Genomic DNA, 25,414 nt, shown 5'->3' on the forward strand with positions numbered 1-25,414 from the left:
TCGAACCCACGGCGCCGCTTGAGGAACCAGGACTAATATGCGTTTTCAGCGTTATTTCACGGGCGTGGCGATCGCCGCCCTCCTGGCGGGAACGGCCATGGCCCAGACCGCTCCGCAGCCGCCGGCGGCGGCGGGCACGCTGAATCCCGCCACCGCGCAGACCCCCCCCGCCGCGCCGGCGGGCGCGCCGCAGTTCCAGATGGCCGACGGCATCCTGGCCACGGTGAACGACAGCGTCATCACCGGCTTCGATCTCCGGCAGCGTATGCTGTTGCTGATCGCCATGACCCAGGTCCAGCCCACGCCCGAGAACATTCCCGCCATCCAGCAGGAAGCCCTCAACGCCCTGATCGACGAACGCTTGCAGATGCAGGAATTGAGAAACTACGAGGGGCTCGTCGTCAGCGACGAGGAAGTGACTCGGGAAATCGCCGCTATGGCCCAGGAGGTCGGGGTCACCGCCGACGCCTATCTGGCCTTCCTTGAGGCCGGCGGCATTCGGGAGCAAACTCTCCGCGACCAGTTGCGCACCCAGATCGGCTGGCAGCAGCTGGTCGGCGGTCGATTCCAGAGCCGGGCCAGAGTTAGCAGGGGCGCGGTCGACGCCGCCATGCGCCAGCTTTCCGAGGCCGCGTCCAAGAAGCAGTACCTGATCGGCGAAATCTACATCGAGGCCGCTCGGGTGGGCGGCCAACAAGCCGCGATGAACGGCGCCGCCCAGCTAGTCCAGCAGATGGTCCAGGGGGCTCCGTTCCAGAACGTGGCGCAACAGTTCTCGGCCGCCCCGTCCGCGACCCGTGGAGGCGATGCGGGCTGGGTCGTTGCTGGCACCGTAAACCCGACTCTCCAGCAGGCAATGGACCAGCTTGAAGTTGGGCAGCTTTCGCGGCCGATTCCGGTGGAGGGGGGCGTTTACATCATCTACATGCGCGACAAGCGGGAGGGGGCGTCGGCGAGCCTGGTGCAGCTGAAGCAGGTGATGGTCGAGCTGGCGGAGACGGCGAGCGAGGCCGAGGTGGCGGCGGCGGCGCGGCGGCTGACCGCCCTCCAGCCGCAATTGACCTGCGATAACATGCTGCAGCGTGCGACGTCGGAGCATGGCCTGCTCGGCGCCGACCTCGGCGAGGCCGATGTGCAGAACCTGGCCCCGCAGTTCCAGCAGGTCGCGCGTTCGGCCGAGGTCGGCTCGGTCAGCACCCCGATCCGCACCCCGCTGGGTCTGCACCTGGTCGGCGTCTGCGGCCGCCGCGTCGGCGGAGCCGAGGCCCCGGACCGCCGCGCCGTCGAGAACCAGCTGTTCCGCCAGAACCTCGCCAACCTGGGCCGCCGCTATATGCGCGACCTGCGCGAGGACGCCCTGATCGAGTTCCGCCAGTGACCCCGGCCCCGCCGCTGGCCCTGACCATGGGCGAGCCGGCGGGCGTGGGACCCGAGATCATCGCCGCCGCCTGGCGCGCCCTCAAGGAGGGGCCGCAACCGTTCGCCGTCGTCGGCGACGCGGCGCTGATGCGCGCCCAGGGCGTCCCCGTCGAGTCGATCGCGGCGCCCGCCGACGCCGCCCGCGCCTTCGCCCGCGCCGTGCCGGTGCTCGACTCTCCCCTGCCCGCCCCGGTCACGCCGGGCCGGCCCGAGGCCGCCAACGCCGGCGCGGTGGCCGACTGGATCGAACAGGCCGTCAACCTGGCCCTCGCCGGCGAGGTCGCCGGTCTGGTCACCGCCCCGATCGCCAAGGCCCCGCTGTACGCCGCCGGTTTCCGCTTTCCCGGCCATACGGAGTTCATCGCCGAACTGACCGCCGAGGCGCCGTTCGCGGGGGTGCGGGGCCCGGTGATGATGCTGACCGCGAAGGACCTGAGGGCCTGTCTGGTGACCATCCACGCGCCGCTGGCCGAGGTCCCGGAGCTGGTCACGGGCGAGCGCGTCCGGCGCACCGCCCGCGTCGTCCACGAGGCGATGAAGCGCGATTTCGGCATCGCCCGGCCGCGTCTGGCGCTGGCGGCGCTGAACCCCCACGCCGGCGAGAGCGGAGCCTTGGGGCTGGAGGAGATCGGGGTGCTGGCTCCGGCGGCGGCGGCCCTGCGCGGCGAAGGCGTCGAGATCACCGATCCCCAGCCCGCCGACACCCTGTTCCACGACGCGGCCCGGGCCGGCTACGACGCGGTGCTGTGCCTGTATCACGACCAGGCGCTGATCCCGGTCAAGACGCTGGACTTCTGGGGCGGGGTCAACGCCACGCTGGGATTGCCGGTGGTGCGCACCTCGCCCGACCACGGCACCGGCTTCGACATCGCCGGCCAGGGCGTTGCGCGCGCCGACAGCCTGATCGCGGCGGTGACGCTGGCGGGCGAGATGGCCAGGGCAAGGGCGGGTCAGGATTCCTTCTCCCTTCGGGGGAGAAGGTGGGCCGGAGGCCCGGATGAGGGGGCTGTTTGAAGCCCGCCGGCGGTCAGCCGATCCGGAGCCGATTCACCCCTCATCCGCCCCTCCGGGGCGCCTTCTCCCCCAAGGGGAGAAGGATGCGGTCTGCGACTTTCGGATGTATCGTCTGGCCATCTCCCGGTTGATCCATCAGGATCGCCGCTGGAGGTTCTCCGATGTTCCAGACGCCGTCGAGGACGCGACAAGCCAGACGCCTGCGCGTCGAGATGACCGGCGCGGAGGCGAAGCTGTGGGCCATGCTGCGGGGCAGACGGTGCGACGGGCTCAAGTTCCGCAGGCACGCGCCCACCGCGGGCGCGATACCGGACTTTTTCTGTCCGGAGATTCGGCTGGCGATCGAATTGGACGGCGGCGTGCATCGGCTACTTGAATATCGGGACGCGGAGCGGGACGCCCGACTGGCGAAAGCCGGGTTCACGGTGCTGCGCTTCGGGAACGAGGCGTTTCTGGGCAATCCGGCGGTCGTGCTTGAGGCGATCCGGCGACATGCGGCGACGGTGAGCGGACGCTGAGTTTGGTGAAGTCCCAAAACGGTTGGCGTCGGGGCGCGGCTGGCTTACCCCTCATCCGGCCCTCCGGGCCACCTTCTCCCCCAGGGGGAGAAGGATACGATGATGGACAGCCCCTTGCCCGACCTCCCCTCCCTCCGCGAAACGCTCGACGCCCACGGCCTGCTGGCGAAGAAGTCGTTCGGGCAGCATTTCCTGCTGGATCTGAACGTGACGCGGAAGATCGTGCGGCTGGCGGGGCCGTTCGAGGGGCGGAGCGTGATCGAGGTGGGACCGGGGCCGGGGGGGCTGACGCGGGCGTTGCTGGAGAGCGACGCCGGCAAGGTGGTGCTGGTCGAGAAGGACCCGCGGTTCATCCCGCTGCTGAAGGAACTCGATGACGGCTCGGGGCGGCTGGAGATCGTCGAGGGCGACGCGCTGAAGGTGCGCGAGAGCGATCTGGCGGACGGACCGGCGCATGTGGTCTCCAACCTGCCGTACAATGTCGGCACGGCGCTGCTGATCAAATGGCTGACCGGGCCGTGGACGCCGCACGCCCTGACATTGATGTTCCAGAAGGAAGTCGCCGAGCGCATCGTCGCAGGGCCCGGGGACGAGGCCTACGGCCGGCTGGCGGTCATTTCGCAGGCGGTGTGCGAGGCGAAACTGGTCATGCACCTGCCCGCCGCCGCCTTCACCCCGCCGCCGAAGGTGGCCAGCGCCGTGGTGCATCTGGTCCCGCGCCCGGACCGGGCGGACCGGGAGACGCTGAAACGGCTGGAACGGGTCACGGCGGCGGCCTTCGGCCAGCGCCGCAAGATGCTGCGCTCGAGCCTGAAGACGCTGGGCGGGGCCGGACTGTGCGAGGCGGCCGGGATCGCCCCGGACGACCGGGCCGAGGTGGTGGATCTGGCGGGGTTCCTGCGGCTGGCGGCGGCGCTGGCCTGAGTCGTCCCGCGCGGCCGAGGGCGCCGTTCCGGGTTCGACGCTCGCCCATCCCACGGCATAGACGTCGCGCTACGCCGTCATCTGGCCGATCGCCCTGACGACGCAGAACGTCACGGCGCGGTCCGCTTGGGCGACGACGTCGATCCGGATCGCATGGCCGCGCGCAGCGATCTCGACGCGGTGCTGGCGCGCGCCTCGACGGATCCAGAATGCACGAGGCAGACGGGCACGATAGAGCGATCTCCCGCGGCGCTTGAAGGCGCATCGTATAGGCCTGCTGTCCGACTTGGTCCGGGACGGCCGACAGCGCCGGTGACGCCGGGGCGATGATCTGTCACAACCGGGGCGGGCCCGGACTGAACCGGTGGAGATCGGCCTACGGTGACCGTCTGGCAGCAAGCAGAAATCTTGTTCGGCCTGATCGTCTACACGGTTGTCTGGATGCGCGGCGGACCTCCAGAGAGACTGGCCGTGGGGGTATTGCTGATCCACAACCTGACGTCGTTCGTCACCTGGCGGTGGGAAATCGAAGCTTCCTATACCGCGTCCATGATCCGAGAATCCGTCTCTCTGCTCATCTTCGGCGGCCTGTGGTTTCGATCAAACCGTTGGTGGCCGGCTGTCATGGCTGCGGCGACCTGTCTGCTCCTGCTCACCTACGCTCTCTGGATGCTGCACGCCGCGGTCGCGCACTTTGCCGTCGCCTCGGCCCGTGTCGGCCTTTGGTTTCTGATCGACCTGGTCCTGTTGCTGAGCGTCTTCGAACGCTGGGTGGCGGGGGAGCCGCCGGCCGGTTCCGCTGCGTGGGCGAAAGCGGCGCGGGCGACGGCGGCGAAGCGCCGGGCCGCCTCGCCTACCGCGCCTCCGACTCCACCGCGCCCGTCCGTCCCGTGACGATGCGCAGCAGGGCGTCGACGGCGGCCTCGGGCGAGACGCGGCACTGGTCGATCAGCCGCTGAAGCTGTGGGGCGATCTCCGGCGTGATGCGGGCGGCAACCATGGTCCAGTCGGGAAACAGGCGGCCGGACACGGTGCGGCGCGACAGAAGCTCGATCTCGGCGTGCCGCGCGTCGTCGGCGAGGCGGCGGAGCAGGCCGTCCAGCGCCGGACCCGGGCCCTCGACGACCTGGAGAAACCAGCCGTCGTTGACGGCAAGGGCGCCGGTCAGGCCGTCACGGACATTGTTGCGTCGGGAAACGCCGAGGATCTCGGAAATGATCTGCAGGGAAGCGGTGTCGACGCAGGCCTTGCTACAGTAGACGATCCGCTCGAGCGCGTCGTGACGAGGTGATCCGAACATCTGTGTCCTCCCTGCCGCTGCAGGAAAAACAGCGCGGGGAGCCGACGGGTTGCATTGCAGGCCCTCCCGGGCCTTCCAAAGGGTCGAGAGCCGGTCCCTGAACGCGGCGCGGGACCTGGACCGTCGCCCGAGACATTTTCCGCGAGACATCCGGGACACCGCCGCCGGCGACAGCGGCGACACCCGAGACATGCGCGACAAATGCTGACAATCCGCCGCCAGCCATCACAATCTGGCGGGCCAAGGCGTTGATCGCCCGCGCCTTTCGTGTCGCGACAGCGTCCTGAACCCGCCCCATGAAGCGGCGGGGCGATAATGGCGGGATGGAAAAGCACGACACCCCCCGACGCAACCCCTATCGCATTCGCGGCAAGCGGACCTGGGCCCTGATACGGCCGCGCTATCTGGCCGGGCAGAGCGCGCCGCGGCTGGCCGAGGTGTTCAACGTCACCGAATACGCCATCCGCCAGCGCATCCGCCGCGAGGGCTGGAGCAAGGCGTCGCTGGCCGAGGCCGAGGAGGCGGGGATGCCCGATCCGGAGGAGGCCGCAGCGGCGCCGGCGGCCGAAGCGGCGGCGGACGGATTCGAGGACGCGGAACTGGACCCGCGGGCTGCGGCGCGAACGGCGCTGGAGGCGGCGGTGCGGCTGATGAAGATCGGGCAGATGACCGGGGCGGCCGAAGCGGCGCGGGTGGCGGACGTGATGGCGCGGGCGGCGGCGCGGCTGGACGGCGACGGGCCGGGCGATCCGGGGGAGCCGGATCAGGCCGCGTTCGAGGCGGTGCGAAGGAAGGTGCTGGGCGAAGACTGGCGCGCGGTGGTGGATGACCTCGACCCCTCCACCGCTTCGCGGTCCCCCTCCCCATCGCTTCGCGACGGGGAGGAGACGGTTTGAGCCGGGCGGCGCGGATTGCGGGGCTGTCGCCGCCGGACAAGCAGATGTTCGGAGCGGACTGGCGCCTCGCGCGGCACCCCGGCCAGAAGCCGCCGGCGGGGGACTGGTCGACCTGGCTGATCCTCGGCGGGCGCGGCGGGGGGAAGACGCGGGCGGGGGCGGAGTGGATCGCCGACCGGGCGTGGGAGACGGGGCGGATCGCCCTGGTCGGGCAGAGCCTGCACGATGTGCGCGAGGTGATGATCGAGGGACCGTCCGGCATCCGCGCCCTGCCCCGCTTTTCAATCGGCGGGCGGCCGGGGTGGGAGGCGAGCCGGCGGCGGCTAACGTGGCCGAACGGGGCGATCGGCATGGTGTTCTCGGCCGAGGACCCGGAGAGCCTGCGCGGGCCGCAGTTCGGGGCGGCGTGGGCCGACGAATGGTGCGCCTGGCGAAGGCCGGAGCCGACGCTGGCCCTGCTGCGCATGGGGTTGAGATTGGGGACCCGGCCGCAACTGGTGCTGACGACGACGCCGAAGCCGATGGCGGCGCTGCGCCGACTGCTGAACGAGGCGGGATTGGCGCGGACGGATCTGCCGACGGCGGCCAATGCGGCCAATCTGGCGCCGGCCTTTCTGGAAGGACTGCAACAGCTGTACGGGGGCACCCGGCTGGCGGCGCAGGAGCTGGAGGGGATGGTGGTGGAGGGGGATGGGGCGCTGTTCACCCTGGCGATGATGCGGGCGGCGCGGGGGGAAGGCATGCGCTCTCCTCCCCGCCCCGGGGAGGGGGGTCGCCGGAGGCGACCGGGTGGGAAGGGCCGGGCGAGCGACCCGCCGCCTGTTCGCTGGATCGCCGGGCCGCCCCCACCCCGTCGTCGCTTCGCGCCGACGACCCTCCCCGGAACGGGGAGGGAGAGCGCGAGCGCCCTTCCGGGTTCGACCGGGTGGTGGTGGCGGTCGATCCGCCGTGCTCGGCGGAGGGCGACGCCTGCGGGATCGTGGTCGCGGGTCGGGCGCGGGGGATGGCGTGGGTGCTGGCGGACCGAACGGTGCATGGGCGGTCGCCGCAGGGCTGGGCCGGCGTGGTGGCGCGGGCGGCGGCGGAATTCGGCGCCGTGCGGGTGGTCGCCGAGGCCAACCAGGGCGGGGAAATGGTCGAGGCGGTGCTGAAGACGGCGGGTGTCCGCTGTCCGGTGAAACGGGTGCATGCGCGGCTCGGCAAGCAGGCCCGGGCCGAGCCCGTGGCGGCGCTCTATGAACAGGGGCGCGTGCGGCACAGCGCGGGGCTGGAGGCGCTGGAGGAGGCCTTGATGGGGTTGGGGCTGGAAGACGGCGGCGGGTCGCCCGACCGGGCCGACGCGCTGGTCTGGGCAGTGACGGACCTGCTGGTGGACGGGGCCGGGATGGGGCCGAGGGTGAGGGTTCTGTAGGAAGGGCTTAGGTCGTAGGGCTTAGGGCTTAGGGCTTAGGGCTTAGGGCTTAGGGCTTGGGGCTTGGGGCTTGGGGCTTGGGGCTTGGGGCTTGGGGCTTGGGGCTTGGGGCTTAGGGCTTAGGGCTTGGGGCTTGGGGCTTGGGGCTTGGGGCTTGGGGCTTGGGGCTTGAGTTGCTGGGCCCGAGAGCAAATAGCCAACACCTAAGCCCTAAGACCTAAGCCCTGCCTGCTTCAGACCGTCTCGTTGAGCAGGGCGTTGCGGTAGGCGTCGACCCAGGTGTTGCGCGAGCGGCGCGAGCGTTCGGCGTGGTAGATGTGGGCCAGCTCGGCGTAGGAGCGGTCGAAGTCGTCGTTGACGAAGATGTAGTCGAAATCGCCGCAGTGCTCGATCTCGCCCTTGGCGTTGGCGATGCGGCGCTCGATGACGTCCTCGGCGTCCTGTGACCGGGTCACCAGCCGGCGGCGCAGCTCCTCGAGACTGGGCGGCAGGATGAAGACGCGGACGGCGTCGCCGGGGCATTTGGCGGCGATGTCGCGGGCCCCCTGCCAGTCGATGTCGAACAGCACGTCACGGCCCTCGGCGAGGGCGCGCTCGATCGGGGCGCGGGGGCTGCCGTAGCGGCTGCCGTGGACGTCGGCCCATTCGAGGAAGGCGTCCGCGTCGATCATGCGCTGAAACTCGGCGTCGTCGACGAAATGGTAGTCGCGGTCGGCGACCTCGCCGGGGCGAATGCCGCGGGTGGTCATCGAGATCGACAATTCGAGACCGCCGTGGTCGGCCATCAGGCGGCGGCACAGGCTGGTCTTGCCGGCGCCCGAGGGGCTGGCGACGATCAGGAGGACGCCCCGGCGAGGCGTGCGTTCATTCGACATTCTTGGGTTCTTTTCCGGGACGCGCAGTTCAGGTTGGGCTCGACGACCCCGCCCGTGAAGTCGCTCGGGCGGGATAATTCCCAGCCGTTAAACGCTCCGCAGACGTCCGAGGCAAGGCAGGGACGCCTGGGAGACCGACTCTCCGGACGGGCGGTCCGGATCGGGGGATTCTGTTTCCACCGCAAGCTCGGGCGCCAGCGCCTTGACCCGGGTATCATCGAGAGCTGCGCTGGCGATCGGGGGTGAAGTCCAGAGTCAGTCGTCGCGGCAGAAGAAGATCATGCACGAAGTCGCCCCGCGCCCGGGTCCAGATCGCCGTCACGTCGCGAAGGCGGCCGTTACGGACGTATCCGGACCACTGGAGCCGCTCATTGTCCCGGGTGACATAGTCTGCCGAGAACCGGGCGCCGTCAGCCGTCTGAGACTGATCGTACCGCCCTGACTCCGTTACGCCGTCGACCGTCCAGTGCAGCCGGCCGCCCTGGAATGACAGAACGCCCGCGACGCTGAACAGGCCGTAGATTCCGCGCGCGCGAACCCGTCCAGGCACGGACAGATTCTCGAGCTCGGGCGTATCAACCGCCGCCTCGCCTGTGGGCCAGGACGGTTCGACCGCCGCCGGAGGCGACGCCGTCGCCGTCCGATCCGGAAGACCGACCAGACACAATGCGGCGGCAAATCCGATAGCGCGCATCGTCATGCAGAAATAATACAAGACCGGCCAATACAGGGCAAATACCGGGCGTCATTCTGGCCCATCACGCATAGATCAGCAGGTTAATGGATGGTCGGACATTTCTTGGCGAAATCCACCGATTCACGCCTGAGCTGCGGATTTACTCGACATTCTGGACCTGTTCCCGCAGCTGTTCGATGACGGCCTTCAGTTCGAGGCCGATTCCGGTGAGCGCGGTCGTAGCCGATTTCGAGCAGAGGGTGTTCGCCTCCCTCATGAATTCCTGCATCAGGAAGTCGAGTTTCCGCCCGGCGGGGGGCTGGCGCAACAGTTGGCGGGCGGAGTCGAGGTGGGCGGCGAGACGATCGAGCTCCTCGCGGACGTCGGCCTTGGCGGCCAGGGCGGCGGCTTCGAGGAAGATGCGCTCCTCCAGACCGGGTGCGTCGGGAGCCAGTTCGGTCATGCGGCGGGTGAAGCGCTCGCGGATGGCCCCGGTCTGGGCGGCGGCTTCGGTTTCGGCCGAGGCGACGAGGGTCCCGATGCGGTCGATGAAGTCGGTGATCACCGGCAGCAGCTGGGCCCCCTCGCGGTCGCGGGAGGCCTTGAGGGCGGCGAAGGCGGCGTCGATGGCGGCGGCCATGGCGGTCTCGACGGCGGCGCGGGCCTCGGGGGCCTCGTCCTCCTCCGGGGCTTCGAGCACGCCGCGTAGGGCCAGCAGGCCGTCGGCCGAGGGCGGCGCGGCCCCCGCCTCCGCCAGCCGGTTGGCGAGGGCCAGGTAGCGGGCGAGGATGTCGTCATTGACCCTGAGGGCGGCGGCGCCGGGGTCGGCGCGCTTCGCCTGGACACCGACGGTGACCTGACCGCGATTGAAGTGAGCGCGGGCGGCGGTCTTGGCGTGGTTTTCGAGGGTGTCGAAGCCGGGCGGGCCGCGGAAGCGGACCTCGAGGTTGCGGCCGTTGACCGAGCGGGCCTCGACCGCCCAGGTCCAGCCGCCCTCCCCGCCTTCGCTGCGGCCGAAGCCGGTCATGCCGGAGATCTGGCCGGAGATCCGGCTCATCGGGCGGGGGCCTGCTGCGGGACGCGGATGACCTGGGCGCCGGGCGGGACGACGACGCCCGCGGGCGCGGCGTCGGGGTCGGCGTTGGGCACGCCGGGCACGGTCCCCGGCACGGCCGGCGACGGGGCGCCGGGGGGCAGACCGGCCTTGCGGCGCTCGATCTCGCGCCAGCGGGCGACGTTGGCGAGGTGCTCGTCATAGGTGCGGGCGAAGGCGTGGCCGCCCGAGCCGTCGGCGACGAAGAACAGCTCGTCGGACGCCGGCGGATTGAGCACGGCGGCGAGGGCTTCGTGGCCGGGATTGGCGATCGGCGTCGGCGGCAGGCCGGCGATCTGGTAGGTGTTCCACTCGGTCGGGCGGTCGAGCTCGGAGCGACGGATGCCGCGGCCCAGCGGGCGGCCGCGGGTGATGCCGTAGACGATGGTCGGGTCGCTCTCCAGCCGCATGCCGAGACGCAGGCGGTTGGAGAAGACGGCGGCGACGCGGGGGCGCTCGGCGGCGACGGCGGTCTCCTTCTCGACGATGGAGGCGAGGATGACGGCCTCCTCGGGCGACTTGACCACGGTGCGCGGCGAGCGGGCGGCCCACAGGCGGGCGAGATTGTCGGCCTGGGCGCGGGTCATGCGGGCGACCACCGAGGCGCGGGTGTCGCCGCGGGCGATCTCATAGGTGTCGGGCCACAGCGAGCCCTCCTCCGGGGTGTCTGGAATCTCGCCGGTCAGCAGCGGCTCGCGCATCAGGATGTCGACGGCCTGGGCCGAGGACCAGCCCTCGGGCAGGGTGACGTAGTGGCGAACCACCTTGCCGTCGACCAGCAGGGCGAGAACCGACCGGAGCGAGGCCCGGGACGGCACTTCGTATTCGCCGGCCCGCAGCTTGCGGTCGGCGCCGGTCAGGGTGGCGGCGGCCTTGAACATGTCGGTCGAACGGATCACCCCGGCCGCCTTCAGATTGGCCGCAATGGCGTTGACGCCGGCCCCGCTGGGCAGGGTGACGATGGTGTGATCCTCGCCGCCGCGGGCCGCCGGTCCCGGGGCGTAGAACACGCTCCAGGACGCGACGATGGCGGCGATCAGGAACAGGCTGAAGGTGGCCGAGGCGGCCAGCAGGGCGGTGGCCCGGCCGGACCGCTGTCGTTTCGGAGCGCCCGCCCCCCGGGGACGTCCGGCCATCAGGCGACCTTCTTGAAGATGACCGAGGCGTTGGTGCCGCCGAAGCCGAACGAGTTGGACATGGCCACGTCGATCTTCATCGGCTTGCCTTTATGGGGCACCAGATCGATGGCCGTCTCCTCCTCGGGATCGTCGAGGTTGATGGTCGGCGGGGCGATCTGGTCGCGGATGGCGAGCACCGAGAAGATCGACTCGATGGCCCCGGCCGCGCCGAGCAGGTGGCCGGTCATCGACTTGGTCGAGGACACGGCGAGGTCCTTCGCATGGTCGCCGACCAGCCGTTCGATGGCGCGCAGTTCGATCCAGTCGGCCATGGTCGAGGTGCCGTGGGCGTTGACGTAGTCGAGATCCGACGGCGACATTCCGGCCCGTTTCAGCGCCGCCTTCATGGCCCGCGCCCCGCCCTCGCCGTCCTCGGACGGCGCCGTGATGTGATACGCATCCCCGGACATGCCGTAGCCGACCACCTCGGCGTAGATCTTCGCGCCGCGCGCCTTCGCGTGTTCGTATTCCTCCAGCACCATGACGCCCGCGCCCTCGCCCATGACGAAGCCGGCGTGGCCGCGGTCATAGGGGCGGCTGGCCTTCTCCGGCGTGTCGTTGAAGGCGGTGCACAGCGCCTTGCAGGCCAGGAAGCCGGCGATGCCGATCGGCACGATCGAGCTCTCGGCCCCGCCCGCCACCATGACGTCGGCGTCGTCCATGGCGATCATCCGGGCCGCGTCGCCGATGGCGTGGGCCCCGGTGGCGCAGGCGGTCACCACCGAATGGTTCGGGCCCTTGAGCCCGTGGCGGATCGAGATCTGGCCCGAGGCCAGGTTGATCAGGGCCGAGGGGATGAAGAAGGGGCTGACCCGGCGCGGGCCCTGTTCCCTGAGGATCAGGGCGGTGTCGGCGATGGGGCCGAGCCCGCCGATGCCGGAGCCGACCATGACGCCGGTGCGCTCCTTCTGATCATCGGTTTCCGGCTTCCAGCCCGCGTCGCCGAGGGCCTCGTCCGCCGCCGCGATGGCGTAGACGATGAAGTCGTCGACCCGCTTGCGGTCCTTGGGCGACATGATCTTTTCGTGGTCGAACACCCCCGGCTGGTCCGGCGCCCCGCCGCCCCGCCCGTCCACCGACGGAATCTCGCCGGCGATGGTGCAGCCATAGCCCTCGGTGTCGAAACAGGTGATCGGCCCGATGCCCGACCGCCCCTCGACGATGCCCTTCCAATTATGCTCGACGCCCCAGCCGAGCGGGGTGAGCAGGCCGAGGCCGGTGACGACGACGCGACGCATGCGGCGGTCCTTTGCGGTGAATCTCGCTGGGAGAATAGGGGGTGGAGGCGCGCGGGGCTAGGCGGGGTGGATGAAGCCGATCGGAATGCCCGAGATGCGCCAGAGCCGGACATTCGATCGTCGCCGGGAAGCGGACCTCCGAGCCTGGACGGCCAGGCGGCCACTTCCGACCCGTAGCAGACCTAAGGCGTCAGGGTGGCGACTGCGCCACGCTGAGACCGGCGTTCACAAACCGAACCCAAGTCTGATTTGTGTCGCTGTCGAAAGACGGATCCATTGCTGCGGTTTCTGGAGTTGAGGCATGACGCTATTTTCAGGTCTTTCGGCCTTTCCGATCACACCGATGACGCCGTCGGGCGAGCTCATCGCTGCCGACCTGAGCCGGCTCGCTCGCCGCATCGAAGCCGGCGGCGCCGCTTCCATCGGTCTGCTCGGCAGCACAGGGACCTATATGTTCCTGGGCCAAGAGCAGCGGAGGCGGGCCGTGGCGACCGCCGTCGGGGCAGTTTCATCGATCCCCGTGATTGTCGGCGTCGGGGCCATGCGCACGGACGATGCCGAGTCCCTGGCGCGCGATGCGGCGACGGAGGGGGCGGCCGGCCTCCTGTTGGCGCCCGTGAGCTACACTCCTCTGACCGAAGGAGAGGTTTTCGAGCACTTCCTCGCGGTCGCGTCCGCCAGCGACCTGCCCCTGTGCATCTACAGCAATCCCGGAACGACCAACTTCACGTTCCGGCCGGACTTCGTCGCTCGCCTGGCGGCCATTCCGACCGTCGCGGCCATCAAGCTTCCACTCCCGTCCTCTGGCGACATCGCCGCCGACCTGGCGGCCTTCCGTCAGGCCGCGCCCGGCCTGTCCGTTGGCTACAGTGGGGACTGGGGCTGCAAGGAGGCCCTGCTAGCGGGTGCCGACTGCTGGTTCAGCGTCATTGGCGGGCTCTTCCCCGAGCGCGCTGCAGCCCTGACGGCTGCGGCCATGAAGGGCGATCGCGAAGAGGCCGACCGTCACGATGCTGTCTTTGCGGGCTTGTGGGACCTCATCAGAGCGAATGGAAGTCTGCGACTGATGTATGCTGCGGCGAACCTTCTAGAACTGACCGATGCCCAGCCGCCGCGACCTCTGCTCGGAGTGGGCGAAGAACTCAGGGCGAAGATTGCGTCAGCGCTTCCAATCTGAAGTGACGACCCGGCGGCGACGTCCATTTCCCGCCCATAGCGGACGCTCAGACGCCGATGGGCTTCAGGTCAGGACAGCGCTGGACGCGGACTTTGACAAAAGTCCTATGATCGGGTTCTCGAAACGCCCGAATAGACCGGGTTGGGGGATCGGACGACTTTTTGTCGGACCCGGAGCACGCCGCCATCCCGTTCTGCCAGATCCATGAGGATTGGACAGTCCGGGCGGTCATCGCCAGCGCAGCCTTTGGCGAGCGTCCGAAGCGCGTCCGCCATCGCCTGCATCTCGGCAACCCGGGCGTCGAGGTCGGCGACGTGTTTCTGGGCGATCGCCTTTACTTCCCGGCTCGGACGGGCGCGGTCACGCCAGAGCGATAGCAGTTGGCCGATTTCCTCGACCGAGAAACCCAGGTCACGGGCGCGACGGATGAACTGCAACTCCCGCACATCCCGCTCGCCGAAGTCGCGGTAGTTGCTGTCCGTCCGGTCCGCCGGCCGGATCAGGCCGACGGACTCGTAGTAGCGGATCATCTTGGTCGAGACGCCGGTCGCCCTTGAGGCCTGGCCGATGTTCATGTCTGGACTCCTTCGAAGCGGGTCTTGAAGCCGCGCAGGCGAAGCGCGTTGGTCAGGACGCTGACGCTGGACAGGGCCATGGCGCCGGCGGCCAGCATGGGCGACAGCACCCAGCCGAACACCGGGAACAACAGACCGGCTGCGACCGGGATCAGCACGACGTTGTAGCCGAAGGCCCAGACCAGGTTCTGGCGGATATTGCGCATCGTGGCGCGTGACAGGGCGATGGCGTTCATCGCTCCGCGCAGGTCACCCCCGGTCAGGACCACGTCCGCGCTCTCAATGGCGACATCCGTGCCGCCGCCGACGGCCAGCCCGACATCCGCCGCCGCCAGCGCCGGGGCGTCGTTGACGCCGTCGCCGACGAAGGCGACGCGGCGACCGCCGGCCTGAAGGGCGCGAACGGCTTCGACCTTGCCGTCGGGCAGAACTTCGGCGCGCACCTCATCGATGCCCAGATGCCGGGCCACGGCCTCGGCGGTCCGGCGGTTGTCGCCGGTGATCATCGCCACCTTCAGCCCAAGCGCGTGGATCGCGGCGATGGCGGCGGGCGTCGTCGCCCTGATCGGATCGGCGACCGCGATGATGGCCGCCAGGCGGCCGTCGATCCCCGCATAGAGGGGGCTCTTGCCCTCCTCGCCGAGCCGCTCGGCCTGATCGGCGAAGGCGGAAACGTCGTGGCCGAGTCCGATCATCAGGCGGTCGGCTCCGACCTGTACCGCGCGGCCTGCGACCCGGCCTTCGGCGCCGAAGCCGGGACGCGACGAGAAGACCTCGGGTTCCGGTACGGCGAGGCTCCGCGTTTCGGCAGCCTGGATGATGGCGCGGGCGATGGGGTGCTCCGACCGGGTCTCCAACGCGGCGACCAGGCTCAGCACCTCATCCTCGATGAAGCCCGCGGCGACGGTGAGATCCGTCAGTCTCGGCCGACCCTCAGTCAGGGTGCCGGTCTTGTCAAAGGCGACGACCTCGACGCCCTGGAGCGCCTGAAGCGCCTCGCCCTTGCGGAACAGGACGCCGAGTTCGGCGGCCCGGCCCGTGCCAACCATGATCGAGGTCGGCGTCGCCAGTCCCATGGCGCAGGGGCAGGCGATGATCAGCACCGCGACCGCGTTGACGAGAGCGAAACCCAGCGCCGGATGAGGACCGAACGCCAGCCAGACACCGAAGGTCAGGACGGCGATGGCGATGACGGCGGGGACGAACCAGCCGGTCACCTTGTCGACCAGCGCCTGGATCGGCAGCTTGGCCCCCTGGGCCGCCTCGACCATGCGAACGATCTGCGCCAGCACGGTTTCGGAGCCCACCTTCTCGGCCCGGAAACGGAAGGCGCCGGTCGTGTTGATGGTGCCCCCGACGACCTTGCCGCCCTCAACCTTCTCCACCGGGATCGGCTCGCCGGTCAGCATGGACTCGTCAACGAACGAGGCCCCGGACAGCACCAGGCCATCGACCGGAACGCGTTCGCCGGGTCGGACCACCACGACGTCGCCGGGGGTGACCTGATCGATCGGCAATTCGACCTCCGACCCATCCCGTTCGACGCGCGCGGTCTTGGCCTGGAGCGTCATCAGGCGACGAATGGCCTGGCTGGTCTGCCCCTTCGCACGCGCTTCGAACCAGCGGCCGACGAGGATCAGGGTGACGATCACCGCCGCCGCTTCGAAATAGACGTTGGCGGTCCCGGCGGGCAGCCATTGAGGGACGAAGGTCGCGATGGTGGAGAAGGCCCAGGCGGCGGTGGCGCCCAGCACGACCAGCGAATTCATGTCCGGCGTCAGCCTGACGAGGTTCGGCACGCCTTTCCGATAGAAGCGCAGACCCGGAACGAAGAGCACGAAGGTCGCCAGCACGAAGCTGATGATCCGCCAGGGCGTCATGCCAATGGAGTCCATCAACCAGCCGTGGGCGCCGGGAACGAAGTGCAGCCCCATCTCGATGACGAACAGCGGAAGGGTCGCCGCGCCGGCGACGGCGACGGCGCGCCCAAGGCCGCGGATTTCCGCGGCGCGTGAGGCCTGTTCGCGATCCTCGCTGGTCGCGTCCGGCGCGGATGCCGCTTCGGCGGTGTAGCCGGCCTTGGCCACGGCTTCCTTGAGGGTGTGGGCATCTGCGACGCCTTCCAACACCCGGACAGTGGCGCGCTCCGTCGCGAGGTTGACGCTGGCGTCCAGAACGCCGGGAGATGTCCTCAGGGCGCGCTCGACGCGGCCGACGCAACTGGCGCAGGTCATCCCCGAGATGTTCAGTTCGATCGTGTGCTCGATCGGCTCGTAGCCGGCGGAGCGGATCGCCTGGGTCACCGCCGCCGCAGAGCCGGCGTCGTCCATCTCCACACGCGCGCGTTCGGCGGCGAGGTTCACGGTGGCGCTCTTCACGCCGGGCGCGGCGCGAATGGCCTTCTCGACGCGACCGACGCAACTGGCGCAGGTCATGCCGAGCACGGGAATGTCGAGGGTTCGCAAGGTCGTGGCGGTCATCGGGACGGTCTCCAAAAATGAGGTCCCGCCCTTCTTGAACCTTCCAGTCATGGGAAGGTCAAGCGTCCCTTCAAGTAAGTCCGATGCTCACCCCCTTGACCTTCCCACGCTGGGAAACCCCACCTGCCTCATCGTCAATCGACAAAGGAGATGACGATGATCGAGTTGAAGGTTGAGCGAATGACCTGCGGCGGCTGCGCTGCGACGGTGAGGGCTGCCGTGGCTGAGGTGGCGCCAAAGGCCCGGATGGAGATCGAGATCGCCACCGGGACGCTGCGGGTGGAAGGCGAGGTCGACGAATCCCGGGTCCGGGCCGCGATCGAGCAAGCCGGCTACGGCATCGCCTAAGGGGTCGCGGCCGATCCCTCGATCGGCCGCGACCGTCCTTCACGAGGGAAGCGCCCGCTTGGCGCGTAGAGACACAGAAGGCCGGGATCGGCCGCATGTCTGGAGACCGGGTATGCGTAACTTCAATCCCGCCCCCTTCATCGCCGTCGCGGCGAGCCAGACGCTGCCTTTAGCGCCCCCCCAAACGCAAAAGGCCGCCGCGCGCCCTTCGGCGTCGCGGCGGCCTCTCGTGCCGTACGATCGGCTGGCGGCCTTAGCCGGCCAGCTTCTCGTCGATGAACTTCACGGCGTCGCCGACGGTCTGGATGTGCTCGGCGGCGTCGTCGGGGATTTCGATGTCGAATTCTTCCTCGAAGGCCATGACCAGTTCGACGTTGTCGAGCGAGTCGGCGCCCAGATCGTCGATGAAGCTGGCCTTTTCAACGACCTTTTCCGGATCGGCGTCCAGGTGGTCGATGACGATCTTGCGGACGCGTTCCAGGGTGTCGGACATGGGGGTCTCTGCTCTCAGGGCCGCCGCGGCGGCTGTTGTTCAGTCTTTGCCGTATGACGACGGCGGCGGCTGCGCAAGCCTTCAACGAAGACTCAGGCGAACCGGTTGCGTGGGGTTTAGCACGGGCGGGGCGGGTGGAAACAGGGTTGTAGGCGTATGTGATTGGCCCTCGGACCCCTCCACCGCTTCGCGGTCCCCCTCCCCATCGCTGCGCGACAGGGACGAGACAGGGGTCCGGCCGCTTCGCCCCTACACCGCTTCGCGGTCCCCCTCCCCTCGCCTGCGGCGCGGGGAGGATCAGATCATCGCCATGCCGCCGTTGACGTGCAGGGTCTGGCCGGTGACGTAGGCGGCTTCGTCCGAGGACAGATAGACGGCGGCGGCGGCGATCTCGTCGCCCGTGCCGAGGCGGCCAGCGGGAATGTTCTTCAGGATGGTCTCGCGCTGCTGGTCGTTGAGCACGTCGGTCATCGGGCTGGCGATGAAGCCCGGGGCGATGCAGTTGACGGTGATGCCTCTGGAGCCCACCTCTTGCGCCAGCGACTTGGAAAACCCGATCATGCCGGCCTTGGAGGCGGCGTAATTGGTCTGGCCGGGGTTGCCGGTGACGCCGACCACCGAGGTGACGCCGATGATCCGGCCCGAGCGGCGCTTCATCATCCCCTTCATGGCCGCGCGCGAGAGACGGAAATAGCTCTCGAGATTGACCTTGATGACGTCGGAGAAGTCCTCGTCCTTCATCCGCATCAACAGGCCGTCCCTGGTGATGCCGGCGTTGGCGACGAGAATGTCGAGCGGGGCGCCGGCGGCCTCCTCGGCGCGGGCGATCAGGCCGTCGACGGAGTCGGCGTCCGACAGGTTGGCGGCGGCGGCGAAGGCGCGCTCGCCGAGGTCTTTCGCCAGATCCTGCAGCACCGCCTCGCGGGTGCCGGACAGGACGACGGTGGCTCCCTGGGCGTGCAGGGCGCGGGCGACGGCCCCGCCGATGCCGCCGGTCGCGCCGGTGACGAGGGCGGTCTTGCCGGTGAGGTTGAACATCTGAAACTTCTCCAATCCAGGCCTTAGGTCAGGTCTTCATCACATTTTGAGCAGCGTTTGACCGGAACCGGGGTCACCCACATCCCGCGCCGATAAACGTTACGGCCACAGGCCGGACACCTGAGGGCGATCGACACCAGCAGCAGGCCGAACCACGCAAATAACAGCCAGCCTGGGACATAAGCGAGAAACAACAGCCCAGAAAGAACGAGGATCCCGACGACCGCGCTGAGCAGCGCATGTCCGAGCGCGACCCGGTACAGGCTCATCAGCCCGGCGACTTCGCGAAGGCTTCCAGATCCTCCGGCGTATTCAGGGCCAGGCTCTCGGCGTCGGGCGCGATGCGTTTGGCCATGCCGGTCAGGACCTTGCCCGAGCCGATCTCGGCGAAGCGGGTCACACCGCCCTCCCCGGCCATCCATTCCATGCTCTCGCGCCAGCGCACGCGGCCGGTGACCTGCTCGACCAGCAGGCGGCGAATGACTTCCGGGTCGGTCTCCGGGCGGGCGGTGACGTTGGCGACGACGGGGACGGCGGGGGCGACGATCTTCGCGTCAGCGAGGGCGTCGGCCATTTCGTCGGCGGCGGACTGCATCAGCGGGCAGTGGAACGGGGCCGAGACGTTCAGCGGGATGGCGCGGGCGCCCAGCTCCTTGGCCTTTTCGATGGCGCGGTCGACGGCGGCCTTGTCGCCCGAGATGACGATGTTGCCGGCGTTGTTGTCATTGGCGACGACGCAGACGCCGACCTCGGAGCCGGCGGCGGCGGCGGCCTCGGCGAGGGCGAGGTCGGTCTTGGGACCGATCAGCGACGCCATGGCCCCGCGGCCGACCGGCACGGCGCGCTGCATGGCCTGACCGCGCAGCTTCAGCAGGCGGGCGGTATCGGCGAGGGTGATCGATCCGGCGGCGCACAGGGCGGAGTATTCGCCGAGCGAGTGGCCGGCGACGAAGGCGGCGCGGCTGACGTCGACGCCGAACTCGACCTTGAGCACCCGGGCGGCGGCCAGCGACACGGCCATCAAGGCCGGCTGGGCGTTCTCGGTCAGGGTCAGCTGGTCCTCGGGCCCCTCGCGCATCAGCTGCGACAGCTTCTGGCCCAGGGCGTCGTCGACCTCGGCATAGACCTCGCGGGCGGAGGCGAAGGCGTCGGCCAGGGCCGCGCCCATGCCGACCGACTGGCTGCCTTGTCCGGGGAACAGCAGGGCGAGGGTCATGGGCGGGGCTCCGGGGTATTTGAATTGAGGCGGAGGGTTAGGACGATCGCCCGGTGCGGGCAAGCGTCCCTTGCCGAACCTCGGGGCGAGGCCGGCTGGTTCGTCACAACGGCCGCAACGAAGACACGACGGACACAACGGGGCCGGCGGGCCCGCGTCGCCCGTCAGGGAGGCGCAACACAATACCATGGCGGGTAAGGGCCCGCGAAGTCCGGAAGCCCGCTCGATGTCGTCGTGCCCGTTGTGGCTTTTTCTCGTTGTGGCCGCTGTGATGAACCTACGAGGTCAGATCAGAACAGCACCGCCGGGTTCATGATCCGGTGCGGGTCGATCGCCGCGCGTATCGCCTGCATGGTGCGGATCTCCAGCGGGGATTTGTAGCGGCGGGCCTCGTCGGTCTTGAGACGGCCGAGGCCGTGTTCGGCGGAGATGGAGCCGTCGTAGCGGGCGACGATGTCGTGGACGATCTGCGAGCCCTCGGCCCAGCGGGCGAGGAAGGCTTTCAGGTCACCGCCCGGCGGGCACAGCACATCGTAGTGGAGGTTGCCGTCGCCGACGTGGCCGAAGGCGCTGACCCGGGCGCCAGGGTGGAAGCGTTCGACGGCGGCGGTCGCTTCCTCGAGGAAGTCGGCGATGCGGGAGACGGGGACGGAGACGTCGTGTTTCCAGCCCCCGCCCTCGGGCTTCTGGGCGGCGGACTGTTCCTCGCGGACCTTCCAGAAGGCGGCGCGCTGGGCGTCGTTCTGGGCAATGGCGGCGTCGACGATCAGGCCGGTCTCGAAGGCTTGGGCCAGCAGCCGCTCCATGGCGGCGTCGGCCGCCCCAGGCTCGCCAGAGACCAGTTCGATCAGGACATACCAGGGCGGGGCGGAGTCGAGCGGTTCGCGGGTGTCGGGGATGTTGGCCAGCACGAATTCCATGCCGATCCGCTTCATCAGTTCGAAGCCCTCGACCCCGCCGCCGGTCTCGACCTTGGCGCGGGCCAGCAGCTCGATGGCGGCGCGGGAGCTGTCGAGGCCGACCACGGCGGTGGCGTGCGAGCGCATCACCGGGAACAGCTTCAGGGTCGCGGCGGTGACGACGCCCAGCGTGCCCTCCGCCCCGATCAGCAGCTGTTTCAGGTCGTAGCCGGTGTTGTCCTTCCTGAGCCGCTTGAGGCCGTGGAAGACCTCGCCGTCGGGCAGAACGGCCTCGATCCCCAGCACCAGGTCGCGCATGACGCCGTAGCGCAGCACGGCGGTGCCGCCGGCGTTGGTCGAGACGACGCCGCCGATGGTGGCCGTGCCCTCGGCGGCGAGGCTGAGCGGGAACATCCGGTCGGCGGCGGCGGCGGCCTGTTGCGCCTCCAGCAGGGTGACGCCGGCCTCGACGGTCATGGCGTCGTCGAGCGGGGTCACGTCGCGGACGGCGCGGAGCTTGCGGGTCGAGAGCAGCACCTCGCCGAACGGAATCTGGCCGCCGACGAGGCCGGTGTCGCCGCCCTGCGGGACGATGGCGACGCGGTGTCCGGCGCAGACCCGCACCGCCGCTGCGACCTGATCGGTGGAACGGGGCGTCAGCATCAGGGGCGTGTGGCCGTGCCAGCGGTTGCGCCATTCGGTCAGCCAGGGCGCGATCTCGGCCGGATCGTCGGTCCAGCCGCCGTCGCCGAGGGCGGACTTGAGCGCGGCCAAAGCCTGCGGACTCACCATTCCAGCCGAGTCCCATAGATAGGCAAGGCCCTGTCGGCCGAGATGAGCGTGAGGTTCTCGGCGAGCGCCTGGGCCACGATGATCCGGTCCCAAGGGTCCCGGTGATGTTCGGGCAGTCGGCCCGCCCGGGTTGCATGGCCTTCATCGATCGGCAGCCACTCGAAGACGAGCAGATGACGGAGCTCGTCGAGATCGGTCGGAAGCCTGGAGAGTTCAGGATCGCGTCGGCGCTTGTATTCGATCTCATAGGCGGAAGCGGTGCTGACCATGCGGTCGTTGTCCGGATCAGAAATCAGGTCGCGCGCCCTTGCGGACAGGCTTGACGGAAGCAGCGCCGACCACACGAGAGCATGGGTATCGAGCAGCAACCTCATCGTCTGGCGGGATCGATCGGCGCGTCCATCAAGGCTTCCAACTCCAGGTCTGGCTCGAAGAACACCGAGTCCGGCACATTGATGTTCAGGTGTTGCCAAGCGCCCAGAACCGGCTTGCGGCGCGCCGCGGGCTCGACGGGCTGAAGCCGGACGCTCGGCTTGCCGTTGCGCGCGATGACGACCTCCTCGCCCGCTTCCGCTCGAGCGACGAGTTCCGAGAGTTTGGACTTGGCCTCGGCGATGTTCATCGTCGTCATGAACCCAAGACTATCACGGACGCCCGAGTTGGTCCAACATGGTTGGACCATGACCAGTCCGCTGCCCGCTCCCGTGCCCTGCGTCGGCGTCGTCTGCCTGCGTGGGGACGATGTGCTGCTGATCCGGCGGGGGCGGGCGCCGATGGCTGGGGCCTGGAGCCTGCCGGGCGGACGGATGGAGCCGGGCGAACGGGCCACGGAGGCGGCGCTGCGCGAACTGCGCGAGGAAACCGGCGTGGAGGCGGAGATCACCGGCCTGATCGATGTGGTGGACGGAATCTTCCCTGAGGCTGGCCGGCATTATGTGCTGGTCGACTACGCCGCGCGGTGGCTGTCGGGCGAGCCGACCGCCGGTGACGACGCCCTGGAGGCCCGGTTCGTGCCGCTGGACCAGGTCGAGACGCTGGTCGACTGGGACGAAACCCGGCGGGTGATCCGCCTGGCCGTGGCGACCCGGGAAGGCTGAAACATTACAGCGAGTTCATGAACGGGGGTCCGGTTTCGCTGGCGGGCCGGCCCCCGGGTGCTAACCTTGAGGAGAACAGGGAGGCTTTTGATGGACTTTTCCACACTCTTCGTCGGCGCGCTGGTCGTCATGGCGTTCATCCTGCTGTTCAGCGTGGTGAAGATCGTGCCGCAGGGGCGCGAGATGACGGTCGAGCGGTTCGGGAAATACACCCGGACGCTGTCCCCCGGCATCAGCCTGCTGACGCCGTTCGTGGAGCGCATCGGCCGCCGCATGAACATGATGGAGCAGGTCCTCGACGTGCCCCAGCAGGAGGTCATCACCAAGGACAACGCCATGGTGAAGGTCGACGCCATCGTCTTCATCCAGGTGATGGACGCGGCGCGCGCCGCCTACCGGGTCGAAAACCTGCCGTACGCCATCACCCAGCTGTGCTCGACCAACCTGCGCACCGTGGTCGGCTCGATGGACCTCGATGAGGTGCTGTTCCAGCGCGACAACATCAACTCGCGCCTGCTGACCGTGATCGACGCGGCGACCGAGCCGTGGGGCGTCAAGGTCAACCGCATCGAGATCAAGGACCTGAGCCCGCCGGCCGACATCACCAACGCCATGGCCCGGCAGATGAAGGCCGAGCGCGAACGCCGCGCCGTGATCACCGAGGCCGAGGGCGAGAAACAAGCCGCCATCGCCCGCGCCGAGGGCGCCAAACAGTCGGCCATCCTGCAGGCCGAGGGCCGCAAGGAGGCCGCCTTCCGCGACGCCGAGGCCCGCGAACGCGAAGCCCAGGCCGAGGCCAAGGCGACGTCGATGGTGTCGGAGGCCATCGCCCGCGGCGACGTCAACGCGATCAACTATTTCGTGGCCCAGAAATACGTCGAGGCCTTCGCCGAACTGGCCCGAAACCCCACCCAAAAAACGGTCATCGTCCCGGCCGAAATGTCCGGTCTGGTCGGCACCATCGCCGGTCTCGGCGAACTGGTCGGCCTGGCGAAGGAGCAACAGCAGGGCCGCACCGACGTCCGCGCCGCCGCCCCGCCGCGGGCCACGCCCCCCGCCCCGCCCCGCCCACGCGGCGGGTCCGTTCCGAGGAGCTGATCCATGGACGCCCTGATCGACCTGCACGCCGCCCAACCCTACTGGATCTGGCTGGCCATCGGCGTGATTCTGCTGGCCATCGAGTCGGCCTTCTCGACCGAATGGCTGCTGTGGCCGGCGGTGGCGGCGGGCGTCGTGGCGGTGGTCACGGCGCTGGGCCTGCCGCTCGGCGGGTTCTGGGGCGAGACCGCGCTGTTCGCGGTGTTGACCGTGGCCGCCACCCTGATGTCGCGGCGGCTGATCCAGCGCGTCAACCCCGCCGACAGCCCCGACATCAACGCCCGCGACAGCCGCCTGGTCGGCCAACGGGCCCAGGTGGTCCAGGCCTTCGTCGACGGCCGGGGTCGGGTGTTCGTCTCGGGCTCCGAATGGATCGCCGAGATCGAGGGCGCCGCGCCGCTGGCGGGCGAAAGCGTGATCGTGGAGGCGATGGACGGGTCCAAGCTGAAGGTGCGAGCCGTTTAGCCTCCCATCTCGTCGATCCCGCGATTGGCCAGACCGTCGGCCCGTTCGTTGAGCTCGTGGCCGGCGTGGCCCTTGACCCAGTGCCATTTCACCTCATGGCGGGCGCGGGCGGCGTCGAGGCGTTTCCACAGGTCCTCGTTCTTGACCGGCTTCTTGTCGGCCGTCTTCCAGCCGCGCGCCTTCCAGCCCCGGATCCATTCGGTGATGCCGGTCATGACGTATTTGCTGTCGGTGTGCAGGTCGACGCGGCAGGGCCGGGTCAGGGCCTCCAGCGCCATGATCGCCCCCATCAGCTCCATGCGGTTGTTGGTGGTCAGCGGCTCGCCGCCCCACAACTCCTTCTCGTGACCGCCGCCGGTTTGCAGCACGGCGCCCCAGCCGCCGGGACCGGGATTGCCACGACAGGCGCCGTCGGTGTGGATGATCACATGGGACAAGATAGGCTCGCTTTGCGTTATAACATTTGTTATATAGCTATCTGAAAGCGAGACCAGCGATGATAGCCGTCAAAGTCACTCAGGTTGGAAATTCCCTTGGGATGCTGTTGCCCAAGGAAGCCGTCGTGGAGCTCGGCGTCGAAAAGGGTTCGACCCTCTACATGACCCGCGCACCAGACGGCAGCATGCGCATCTCTCCGTACGACGACCGCATTCAGGAGCAGATCGCACTCGGCGAGAAGTTGATGGACGAACATCGCGACGTTTTCCGTGCCTTGGCCAAATGAGGGACCTTGAGCCTCGGTGGCTCGAGAAGCAGGCGATCATCGCACTACATGACCGTACCTTGGCTCTCCATGGCGGCCCGAGCGGCCTTCGGGACGAGGGATTGCTGGAGTCTGCGCTCCAACGGCCCATCGATCACTTTGCCTACGAAGGAGAGACGAGCCCTGCCGCGCTCGCCGCGATCTACGCCGTTGGGATCGCAACGAACCATCCGTTCGTGGACGGCAACAAACGGGCGGCATTCCAGGCGTTGATCCTGTTTCTGGCGTTGAATGGGACTCCGCTTCGAGCTGACCCGATCGATGCCATCAACACCATGCTGGATGTCGCGGCGGGCCAGATCGATATCGAAGCCCTCGCAACCTGGGTTCGGGCCAACAGCACGGCGACCTGACGCCGCATTCGCTTGGCGTCGCGCCACTGAACGGCCTATATGCGGGACCATGTTTTCCGTCGGGGCAATACCGCTCCG

The 25,414-nt window shown here is 69.0% G+C and carries 29 protein-coding genes and 2 pseudogenes; 15 read left to right on the plus strand and 16 right to left on the minus strand.

Features of this window, described 5'->3' with window-relative positions:
- The first annotated feature begins 37 nt into the window (after positions 1-37).
- The 5 genes and pseudogenes from HNQ67_RS03445 (at position 38) to HNQ67_RS03465 (ending at position 4,769) form a co-directional block, all read left to right on the plus strand.
- Complete coding sequence (locus HNQ67_RS03445; protein ID WP_183252329.1) at positions 38-1,378, plus strand: peptidylprolyl isomerase; 1,341 nt, start codon at positions 38-40, stop codon at positions 1,376-1,378.
- Positions 1,375-2,364 (plus strand): annotated as a pseudogene (gene pdxA, locus HNQ67_RS03450) (4-hydroxythreonine-4-phosphate dehydrogenase PdxA); the annotation flags it as partial. The gene HNQ67_RS03445 and the pseudogene pdxA, both read left to right, overlap by 4 nt.
- Before the next feature lie 230 nt (positions 2,365-2,594).
- Positions 2,595-2,951, plus strand: coding sequence for an endonuclease domain-containing protein (locus HNQ67_RS03455; protein ID WP_183252332.1), 357 nt, complete (start codon positions 2,595-2,597; stop codon positions 2,949-2,951).
- 99 nt (positions 2,952-3,050) lie between these two features.
- Complete coding sequence (gene rsmA, locus HNQ67_RS03460) at positions 3,051-3,875, plus strand: 16S rRNA (adenine(1518)-N(6)/adenine(1519)-N(6))-dimethyltransferase RsmA (protein ID WP_246347417.1); 825 nt, start codon at positions 3,051-3,053, stop codon at positions 3,873-3,875.
- Positions 3,876-4,256: 381 nt separating this feature from the next.
- Positions 4,257-4,769 (plus strand): hypothetical protein, encoded by a 513-nt coding sequence (locus HNQ67_RS03465; RefSeq protein ID WP_183252334.1) that lies wholly within the window; start codon positions 4,257-4,259, stop codon positions 4,767-4,769.
- On the opposite strand, the gene HNQ67_RS03470 is transcribed toward HNQ67_RS03465, so the two are convergent.
- A complete protein-coding gene (locus HNQ67_RS03470) occupies positions 4,729-5,175 on the minus strand; it encodes a BLUF domain-containing protein (RefSeq protein ID WP_183252336.1) in 447 nt (148 codons plus the stop codon). The two genes, HNQ67_RS03465 and HNQ67_RS03470, sit on opposite strands and share 41 nt — an antisense overlap.
- 323 nt (positions 5,176-5,498) lie before the next feature.
- Here HNQ67_RS03470 and HNQ67_RS03475 point away from each other — a divergent pair, with 323 nt between their 5' ends.
- The 3 genes and pseudogenes from HNQ67_RS03475 to HNQ67_RS03485 all read left to right on the plus strand — a co-directional run bounded on the left by HNQ67_RS03475 (position 5,499) and on the right by HNQ67_RS03485 (position 7,482).
- The gene (locus HNQ67_RS03475; protein WP_183252338.1) at positions 5,499-6,071 is read left to right on the plus strand and encodes a hypothetical protein; all 573 of its coding nucleotides are present in this window, start codon (positions 5,499-5,501) and stop codon (positions 6,069-6,071) included.
- A 44-nt stretch (positions 6,072-6,115) separates the two neighbouring features.
- Positions 6,116-6,721: pseudogene (locus HNQ67_RS03480) on the plus strand (terminase large subunit domain-containing protein); the annotation flags it as partial.
- Positions 6,722-7,050: 329 nt separating this feature from the next.
- Positions 7,051-7,482, plus strand: a complete 432-nt coding sequence (locus HNQ67_RS03485) for a phage terminase large subunit family protein (RefSeq protein ID WP_343054800.1) — start codon at positions 7,051-7,053, stop codon at positions 7,480-7,482.
- Positions 7,483-7,715: 233 nt separating this feature from the next.
- On the opposite strand, the gene gmk is transcribed toward HNQ67_RS03485, so the two are convergent.
- The 5 genes from gmk to fabF form a co-directional block, all read right to left on the minus strand.
- Positions 7,716-8,357 (minus strand): guanylate kinase, encoded by a 642-nt coding sequence (gene gmk / locus HNQ67_RS03490; RefSeq protein ID WP_183252340.1) that lies wholly within the window; start codon positions 8,355-8,357, stop codon positions 7,716-7,718.
- Between the two features lie 214 nt (positions 8,358-8,571).
- Complete coding sequence (locus tag HNQ67_RS03495; protein WP_183252342.1) at positions 8,572-9,057, minus strand: hypothetical protein; 486 nt, start codon at positions 9,055-9,057, stop codon at positions 8,572-8,574.
- Between the two features lie 136 nt (positions 9,058-9,193).
- Positions 9,194-10,090, minus strand: coding sequence for a YicC/YloC family endoribonuclease (locus HNQ67_RS03500; protein WP_183252344.1), 897 nt, complete (start codon positions 10,088-10,090; stop codon positions 9,194-9,196).
- Positions 10,087-11,262 (minus strand): endolytic transglycosylase MltG, encoded by a 1,176-nt coding sequence (gene mltG / locus HNQ67_RS03505; RefSeq protein WP_183252345.1) that lies wholly within the window; start codon positions 11,260-11,262, stop codon positions 10,087-10,089. The genes HNQ67_RS03500 and mltG overlap by 4 nt, the downstream gene beginning before the upstream one ends.
- Positions 11,262-12,542, minus strand: a complete 1,281-nt coding sequence (gene fabF, locus HNQ67_RS03510; RefSeq protein WP_183252347.1) for a beta-ketoacyl-ACP synthase II — start codon at positions 12,540-12,542, stop codon at positions 11,262-11,264. Before fabF ends, mltG begins: the two co-directional genes overlap by 1 nt.
- Before the next feature lie 301 nt (positions 12,543-12,843).
- Between fabF and HNQ67_RS03515 the strand changes: the two genes are divergently transcribed.
- Positions 12,844-13,719: a dihydrodipicolinate synthase family protein gene (locus tag HNQ67_RS03515; protein ID WP_183252349.1), complete on the plus strand. Its 876-nt coding sequence runs from the start codon at positions 12,844-12,846 to the stop codon at positions 13,717-13,719.
- Positions 13,720-13,823: 104 nt separating this feature from the next.
- Here the strand turns inward: HNQ67_RS03515 and cueR are convergent, their stop codons facing one another.
- A complete protein-coding gene (cueR, locus tag HNQ67_RS03520; protein WP_183252350.1) occupies positions 13,824-14,294 on the minus strand; it encodes a Cu(I)-responsive transcriptional regulator in 471 nt (156 codons plus the stop codon).
- Entirely contained in the window at positions 14,291-16,774 is a 2,484-nt protein-coding gene (locus tag HNQ67_RS03525; RefSeq protein ID WP_183252353.1) for a heavy metal translocating P-type ATPase, read from the minus strand. The genes cueR and HNQ67_RS03525 overlap by 4 nt, the downstream gene beginning before the upstream one ends.
- Before the next feature lie 156 nt (positions 16,775-16,930).
- On the opposite strand from HNQ67_RS03525, the gene HNQ67_RS03530 reads away from it, so the two are divergent.
- Positions 16,931-17,122 (plus strand): heavy-metal-associated domain-containing protein, encoded by a 192-nt coding sequence (locus HNQ67_RS03530; RefSeq protein ID WP_183252354.1) that lies wholly within the window; start codon positions 16,931-16,933, stop codon positions 17,120-17,122.
- 253 nt (positions 17,123-17,375) lie between these two features.
- Here the strand turns inward: HNQ67_RS03530 and HNQ67_RS03535 are convergent, their stop codons facing one another.
- The 7 genes from HNQ67_RS03535 to HNQ67_RS03565 form a co-directional block, all read right to left on the minus strand.
- A complete protein-coding gene (locus HNQ67_RS03535) occupies positions 17,376-17,615 on the minus strand; it encodes an acyl carrier protein (RefSeq protein ID WP_055830235.1) in 240 nt (79 codons plus the stop codon).
- Positions 17,616-17,912: 297 nt separating this feature from the next.
- Positions 17,913-18,653, minus strand: a complete 741-nt coding sequence (gene fabG, locus HNQ67_RS03540; RefSeq protein WP_183252356.1) for a 3-oxoacyl-[acyl-carrier-protein] reductase — start codon at positions 18,651-18,653, stop codon at positions 17,913-17,915.
- Positions 18,654-18,676: 23 nt separating this feature from the next.
- The gene (locus tag HNQ67_RS03545; RefSeq protein ID WP_183252357.1) at positions 18,677-18,922 is read right to left on the minus strand and encodes a hypothetical protein; all 246 of its coding nucleotides are present in this window, start codon (positions 18,920-18,922) and stop codon (positions 18,677-18,679) included.
- Entirely contained in the window at positions 18,922-19,869 is a 948-nt protein-coding gene (gene fabD / locus HNQ67_RS03550) for an ACP S-malonyltransferase (RefSeq protein WP_183252359.1), read from the minus strand. The genes HNQ67_RS03545 and fabD overlap by 1 nt, the downstream gene beginning before the upstream one ends.
- A 290-nt stretch (positions 19,870-20,159) precedes the next feature.
- Positions 20,160-21,560 carry an FAD-binding oxidoreductase gene (locus HNQ67_RS03555; RefSeq protein WP_183252361.1) on the minus strand — a complete coding sequence of 467 codons (1,401 nt, stop codon included), beginning with the start codon at positions 21,558-21,560 and terminating at the stop codon, positions 20,160-20,162.
- Positions 21,554-21,928: a type II toxin-antitoxin system VapC family toxin gene (locus HNQ67_RS03560; protein ID WP_425486328.1), complete on the minus strand. Its 375-nt coding sequence runs from the start codon at positions 21,926-21,928 to the stop codon at positions 21,554-21,556. The genes HNQ67_RS03555 and HNQ67_RS03560 overlap by 7 nt, the downstream gene beginning before the upstream one ends.
- Before the next feature lie 2 nt (positions 21,929-21,930).
- Positions 21,931-22,191 (minus strand): type II toxin-antitoxin system Phd/YefM family antitoxin, encoded by a 261-nt coding sequence (locus tag HNQ67_RS03565; protein WP_183252365.1) that lies wholly within the window; start codon positions 22,189-22,191, stop codon positions 21,931-21,933.
- A 49-nt stretch (positions 22,192-22,240) separates the two neighbouring features.
- Between HNQ67_RS03565 and HNQ67_RS03570 the strand changes: the two genes are divergently transcribed.
- From HNQ67_RS03570 to HNQ67_RS03580, 3 genes are all read left to right on the plus strand, one after another.
- Entirely contained in the window at positions 22,241-22,657 is a 417-nt protein-coding gene (locus tag HNQ67_RS03570) for an NUDIX hydrolase (RefSeq protein WP_183252367.1), read from the plus strand.
- Between the two features lie 129 nt (positions 22,658-22,786).
- On the plus strand, positions 22,787-23,755 hold the full coding sequence (locus tag HNQ67_RS03575) for an SPFH domain-containing protein (RefSeq protein WP_183252785.1): 969 nt from the start codon (positions 22,787-22,789) through the stop codon (positions 23,753-23,755).
- A gap of 3 nt (positions 23,756-23,758) precedes the next feature.
- Positions 23,759-24,220 carry an NfeD family protein gene (locus tag HNQ67_RS03580; protein WP_183252369.1) on the plus strand — a complete coding sequence of 154 codons (462 nt, stop codon included), beginning with the start codon at positions 23,759-23,761 and terminating at the stop codon, positions 24,218-24,220.
- On the opposite strand, the gene rnhA is transcribed toward HNQ67_RS03580, so the two are convergent.
- Positions 24,217-24,657, minus strand: coding sequence for a ribonuclease HI (gene rnhA / locus HNQ67_RS03585; RefSeq protein ID WP_221247697.1), 441 nt, complete (start codon positions 24,655-24,657; stop codon positions 24,217-24,219). The two genes, HNQ67_RS03580 and rnhA, sit on opposite strands and share 4 nt — an antisense overlap.
- 59 nt (positions 24,658-24,716) lie before the next feature.
- Between rnhA and HNQ67_RS03590 the strand changes: the two genes are divergently transcribed.
- A complete protein-coding gene (locus tag HNQ67_RS03590) occupies positions 24,717-24,944 on the plus strand; it encodes an AbrB/MazE/SpoVT family DNA-binding domain-containing protein (RefSeq protein ID WP_183252370.1) in 228 nt (75 codons plus the stop codon).
- Positions 24,941-25,336, plus strand: coding sequence for a type II toxin-antitoxin system death-on-curing family toxin (locus HNQ67_RS03595; RefSeq protein WP_183252372.1), 396 nt, complete (start codon positions 24,941-24,943; stop codon positions 25,334-25,336). The genes HNQ67_RS03590 and HNQ67_RS03595 overlap by 4 nt, the downstream gene beginning before the upstream one ends.
- Positions 25,337-25,414 lie beyond the last annotated feature (78 nt).

Source organism: Brevundimonas basaltis (genome assembly GCF_014202075.1).
Taxonomy (GTDB): Bacteria; Pseudomonadota; Alphaproteobacteria; order Caulobacterales; family Caulobacteraceae; genus Brevundimonas; species Brevundimonas basaltis.

What these genes read in the sequence shown, in the direction of transcription:
- HNQ67_RS03545 (WP_183252357.1), bottom strand. Translation starts at nt 18,922, where the DNA reads ATGAGCCTGTACCGGGTCGCGCTCGGACATGCGCTGCTCAGCGCGGTC.
- cueR (WP_183252350.1), bottom strand. Translation starts at nt 14,294, where the DNA reads ATGAACATCGGCCAGGCCTCAAGGGCGACCGGCGTCTCGACCAAGATG.
- mltG (WP_183252345.1), bottom strand. Translation starts at nt 11,262, where the DNA reads ATGGCCGGACGTCCCCGGGGGGCGGGCGCTCCGAAACGACAGCGGTCC.
- HNQ67_RS03580 (WP_183252369.1), top strand. Translation starts at nt 23,759, where the DNA reads ATGGACGCCCTGATCGACCTGCACGCCGCCCAACCCTACTGGATCTGG.
- fabD (WP_183252359.1), bottom strand. Translation starts at nt 19,869, where the DNA reads ATGACCCTCGCCCTGCTGTTCCCCGGACAAGGCAGCCAGTCGGTCGGC.
- HNQ67_RS03495 (WP_183252342.1), bottom strand. Translation starts at nt 9,057, where the DNA reads ATGACGATGCGCGCTATCGGATTTGCCGCCGCATTGTGTCTGGTCGGT.
- HNQ67_RS03535 (WP_055830235.1), bottom strand. Translation starts at nt 17,615, where the DNA reads ATGTCCGACACCCTGGAACGCGTCCGCAAGATCGTCATCGACCACCTG.
- HNQ67_RS03500 (WP_183252344.1), bottom strand. Translation starts at nt 10,090, where the DNA reads ATGAGCCGGATCTCCGGCCAGATCTCCGGCATGACCGGCTTCGGCCGC.
- HNQ67_RS03525 (WP_183252353.1), bottom strand. Translation starts at nt 16,774, where the DNA reads ATGACCGCCACGACCTTGCGAACCCTCGACATTCCCGTGCTCGGCATG.
- rsmA (WP_246347417.1), top strand. Translation starts at nt 3,051, where the DNA reads ATGATGGACAGCCCCTTGCCCGACCTCCCCTCCCTCCGCGAAACGCTC.
- HNQ67_RS03515 (WP_183252349.1), top strand. Translation starts at nt 12,844, where the DNA reads ATGACGCTATTTTCAGGTCTTTCGGCCTTTCCGATCACACCGATGACG.
- HNQ67_RS03530 (WP_183252354.1), top strand. Translation starts at nt 16,931, where the DNA reads ATGATCGAGTTGAAGGTTGAGCGAATGACCTGCGGCGGCTGCGCTGCG.
- HNQ67_RS03445 (WP_183252329.1), top strand. Translation starts at nt 38, where the DNA reads ATGCGTTTTCAGCGTTATTTCACGGGCGTGGCGATCGCCGCCCTCCTG.
- HNQ67_RS03595 (WP_183252372.1), top strand. Translation starts at nt 24,941, where the DNA reads ATGAGGGACCTTGAGCCTCGGTGGCTCGAGAAGCAGGCGATCATCGCA.
- HNQ67_RS03565 (WP_183252365.1), bottom strand. Translation starts at nt 22,191, where the DNA reads ATGACGACGATGAACATCGCCGAGGCCAAGTCCAAACTCTCGGAACTC.
- HNQ67_RS03470 (WP_183252336.1), bottom strand. Translation starts at nt 5,175, where the DNA reads ATGTTCGGATCACCTCGTCACGACGCGCTCGAGCGGATCGTCTACTGT.
- HNQ67_RS03575 (WP_183252785.1), top strand. Translation starts at nt 22,787, where the DNA reads ATGGCGTTCATCCTGCTGTTCAGCGTGGTGAAGATCGTGCCGCAGGGG.
- fabG (WP_183252356.1), bottom strand. Translation starts at nt 18,653, where the DNA reads ATGTTCAACCTCACCGGCAAGACCGCCCTCGTCACCGGCGCGACCGGC.
- HNQ67_RS03455 (WP_183252332.1), top strand. Translation starts at nt 2,595, where the DNA reads ATGTTCCAGACGCCGTCGAGGACGCGACAAGCCAGACGCCTGCGCGTC.
- HNQ67_RS03590 (WP_183252370.1), top strand. Translation starts at nt 24,717, where the DNA reads ATGATAGCCGTCAAAGTCACTCAGGTTGGAAATTCCCTTGGGATGCTG.
- fabF (WP_183252347.1), bottom strand. Translation starts at nt 12,542, where the DNA reads ATGCGTCGCGTCGTCGTCACCGGCCTCGGCCTGCTCACCCCGCTCGGC.
- HNQ67_RS03570 (WP_183252367.1), top strand. Translation starts at nt 22,241, where the DNA reads ATGACCAGTCCGCTGCCCGCTCCCGTGCCCTGCGTCGGCGTCGTCTGC.
- gmk (WP_183252340.1), bottom strand. Translation starts at nt 8,357, where the DNA reads ATGTCGAATGAACGCACGCCTCGCCGGGGCGTCCTCCTGATCGTCGCC.
- HNQ67_RS03475 (WP_183252338.1), top strand. Translation starts at nt 5,499, where the DNA reads ATGGAAAAGCACGACACCCCCCGACGCAACCCCTATCGCATTCGCGGC.
- HNQ67_RS03555 (WP_183252361.1), bottom strand. Translation starts at nt 21,560, where the DNA reads ATGGTGAGTCCGCAGGCTTTGGCCGCGCTCAAGTCCGCCCTCGGCGAC.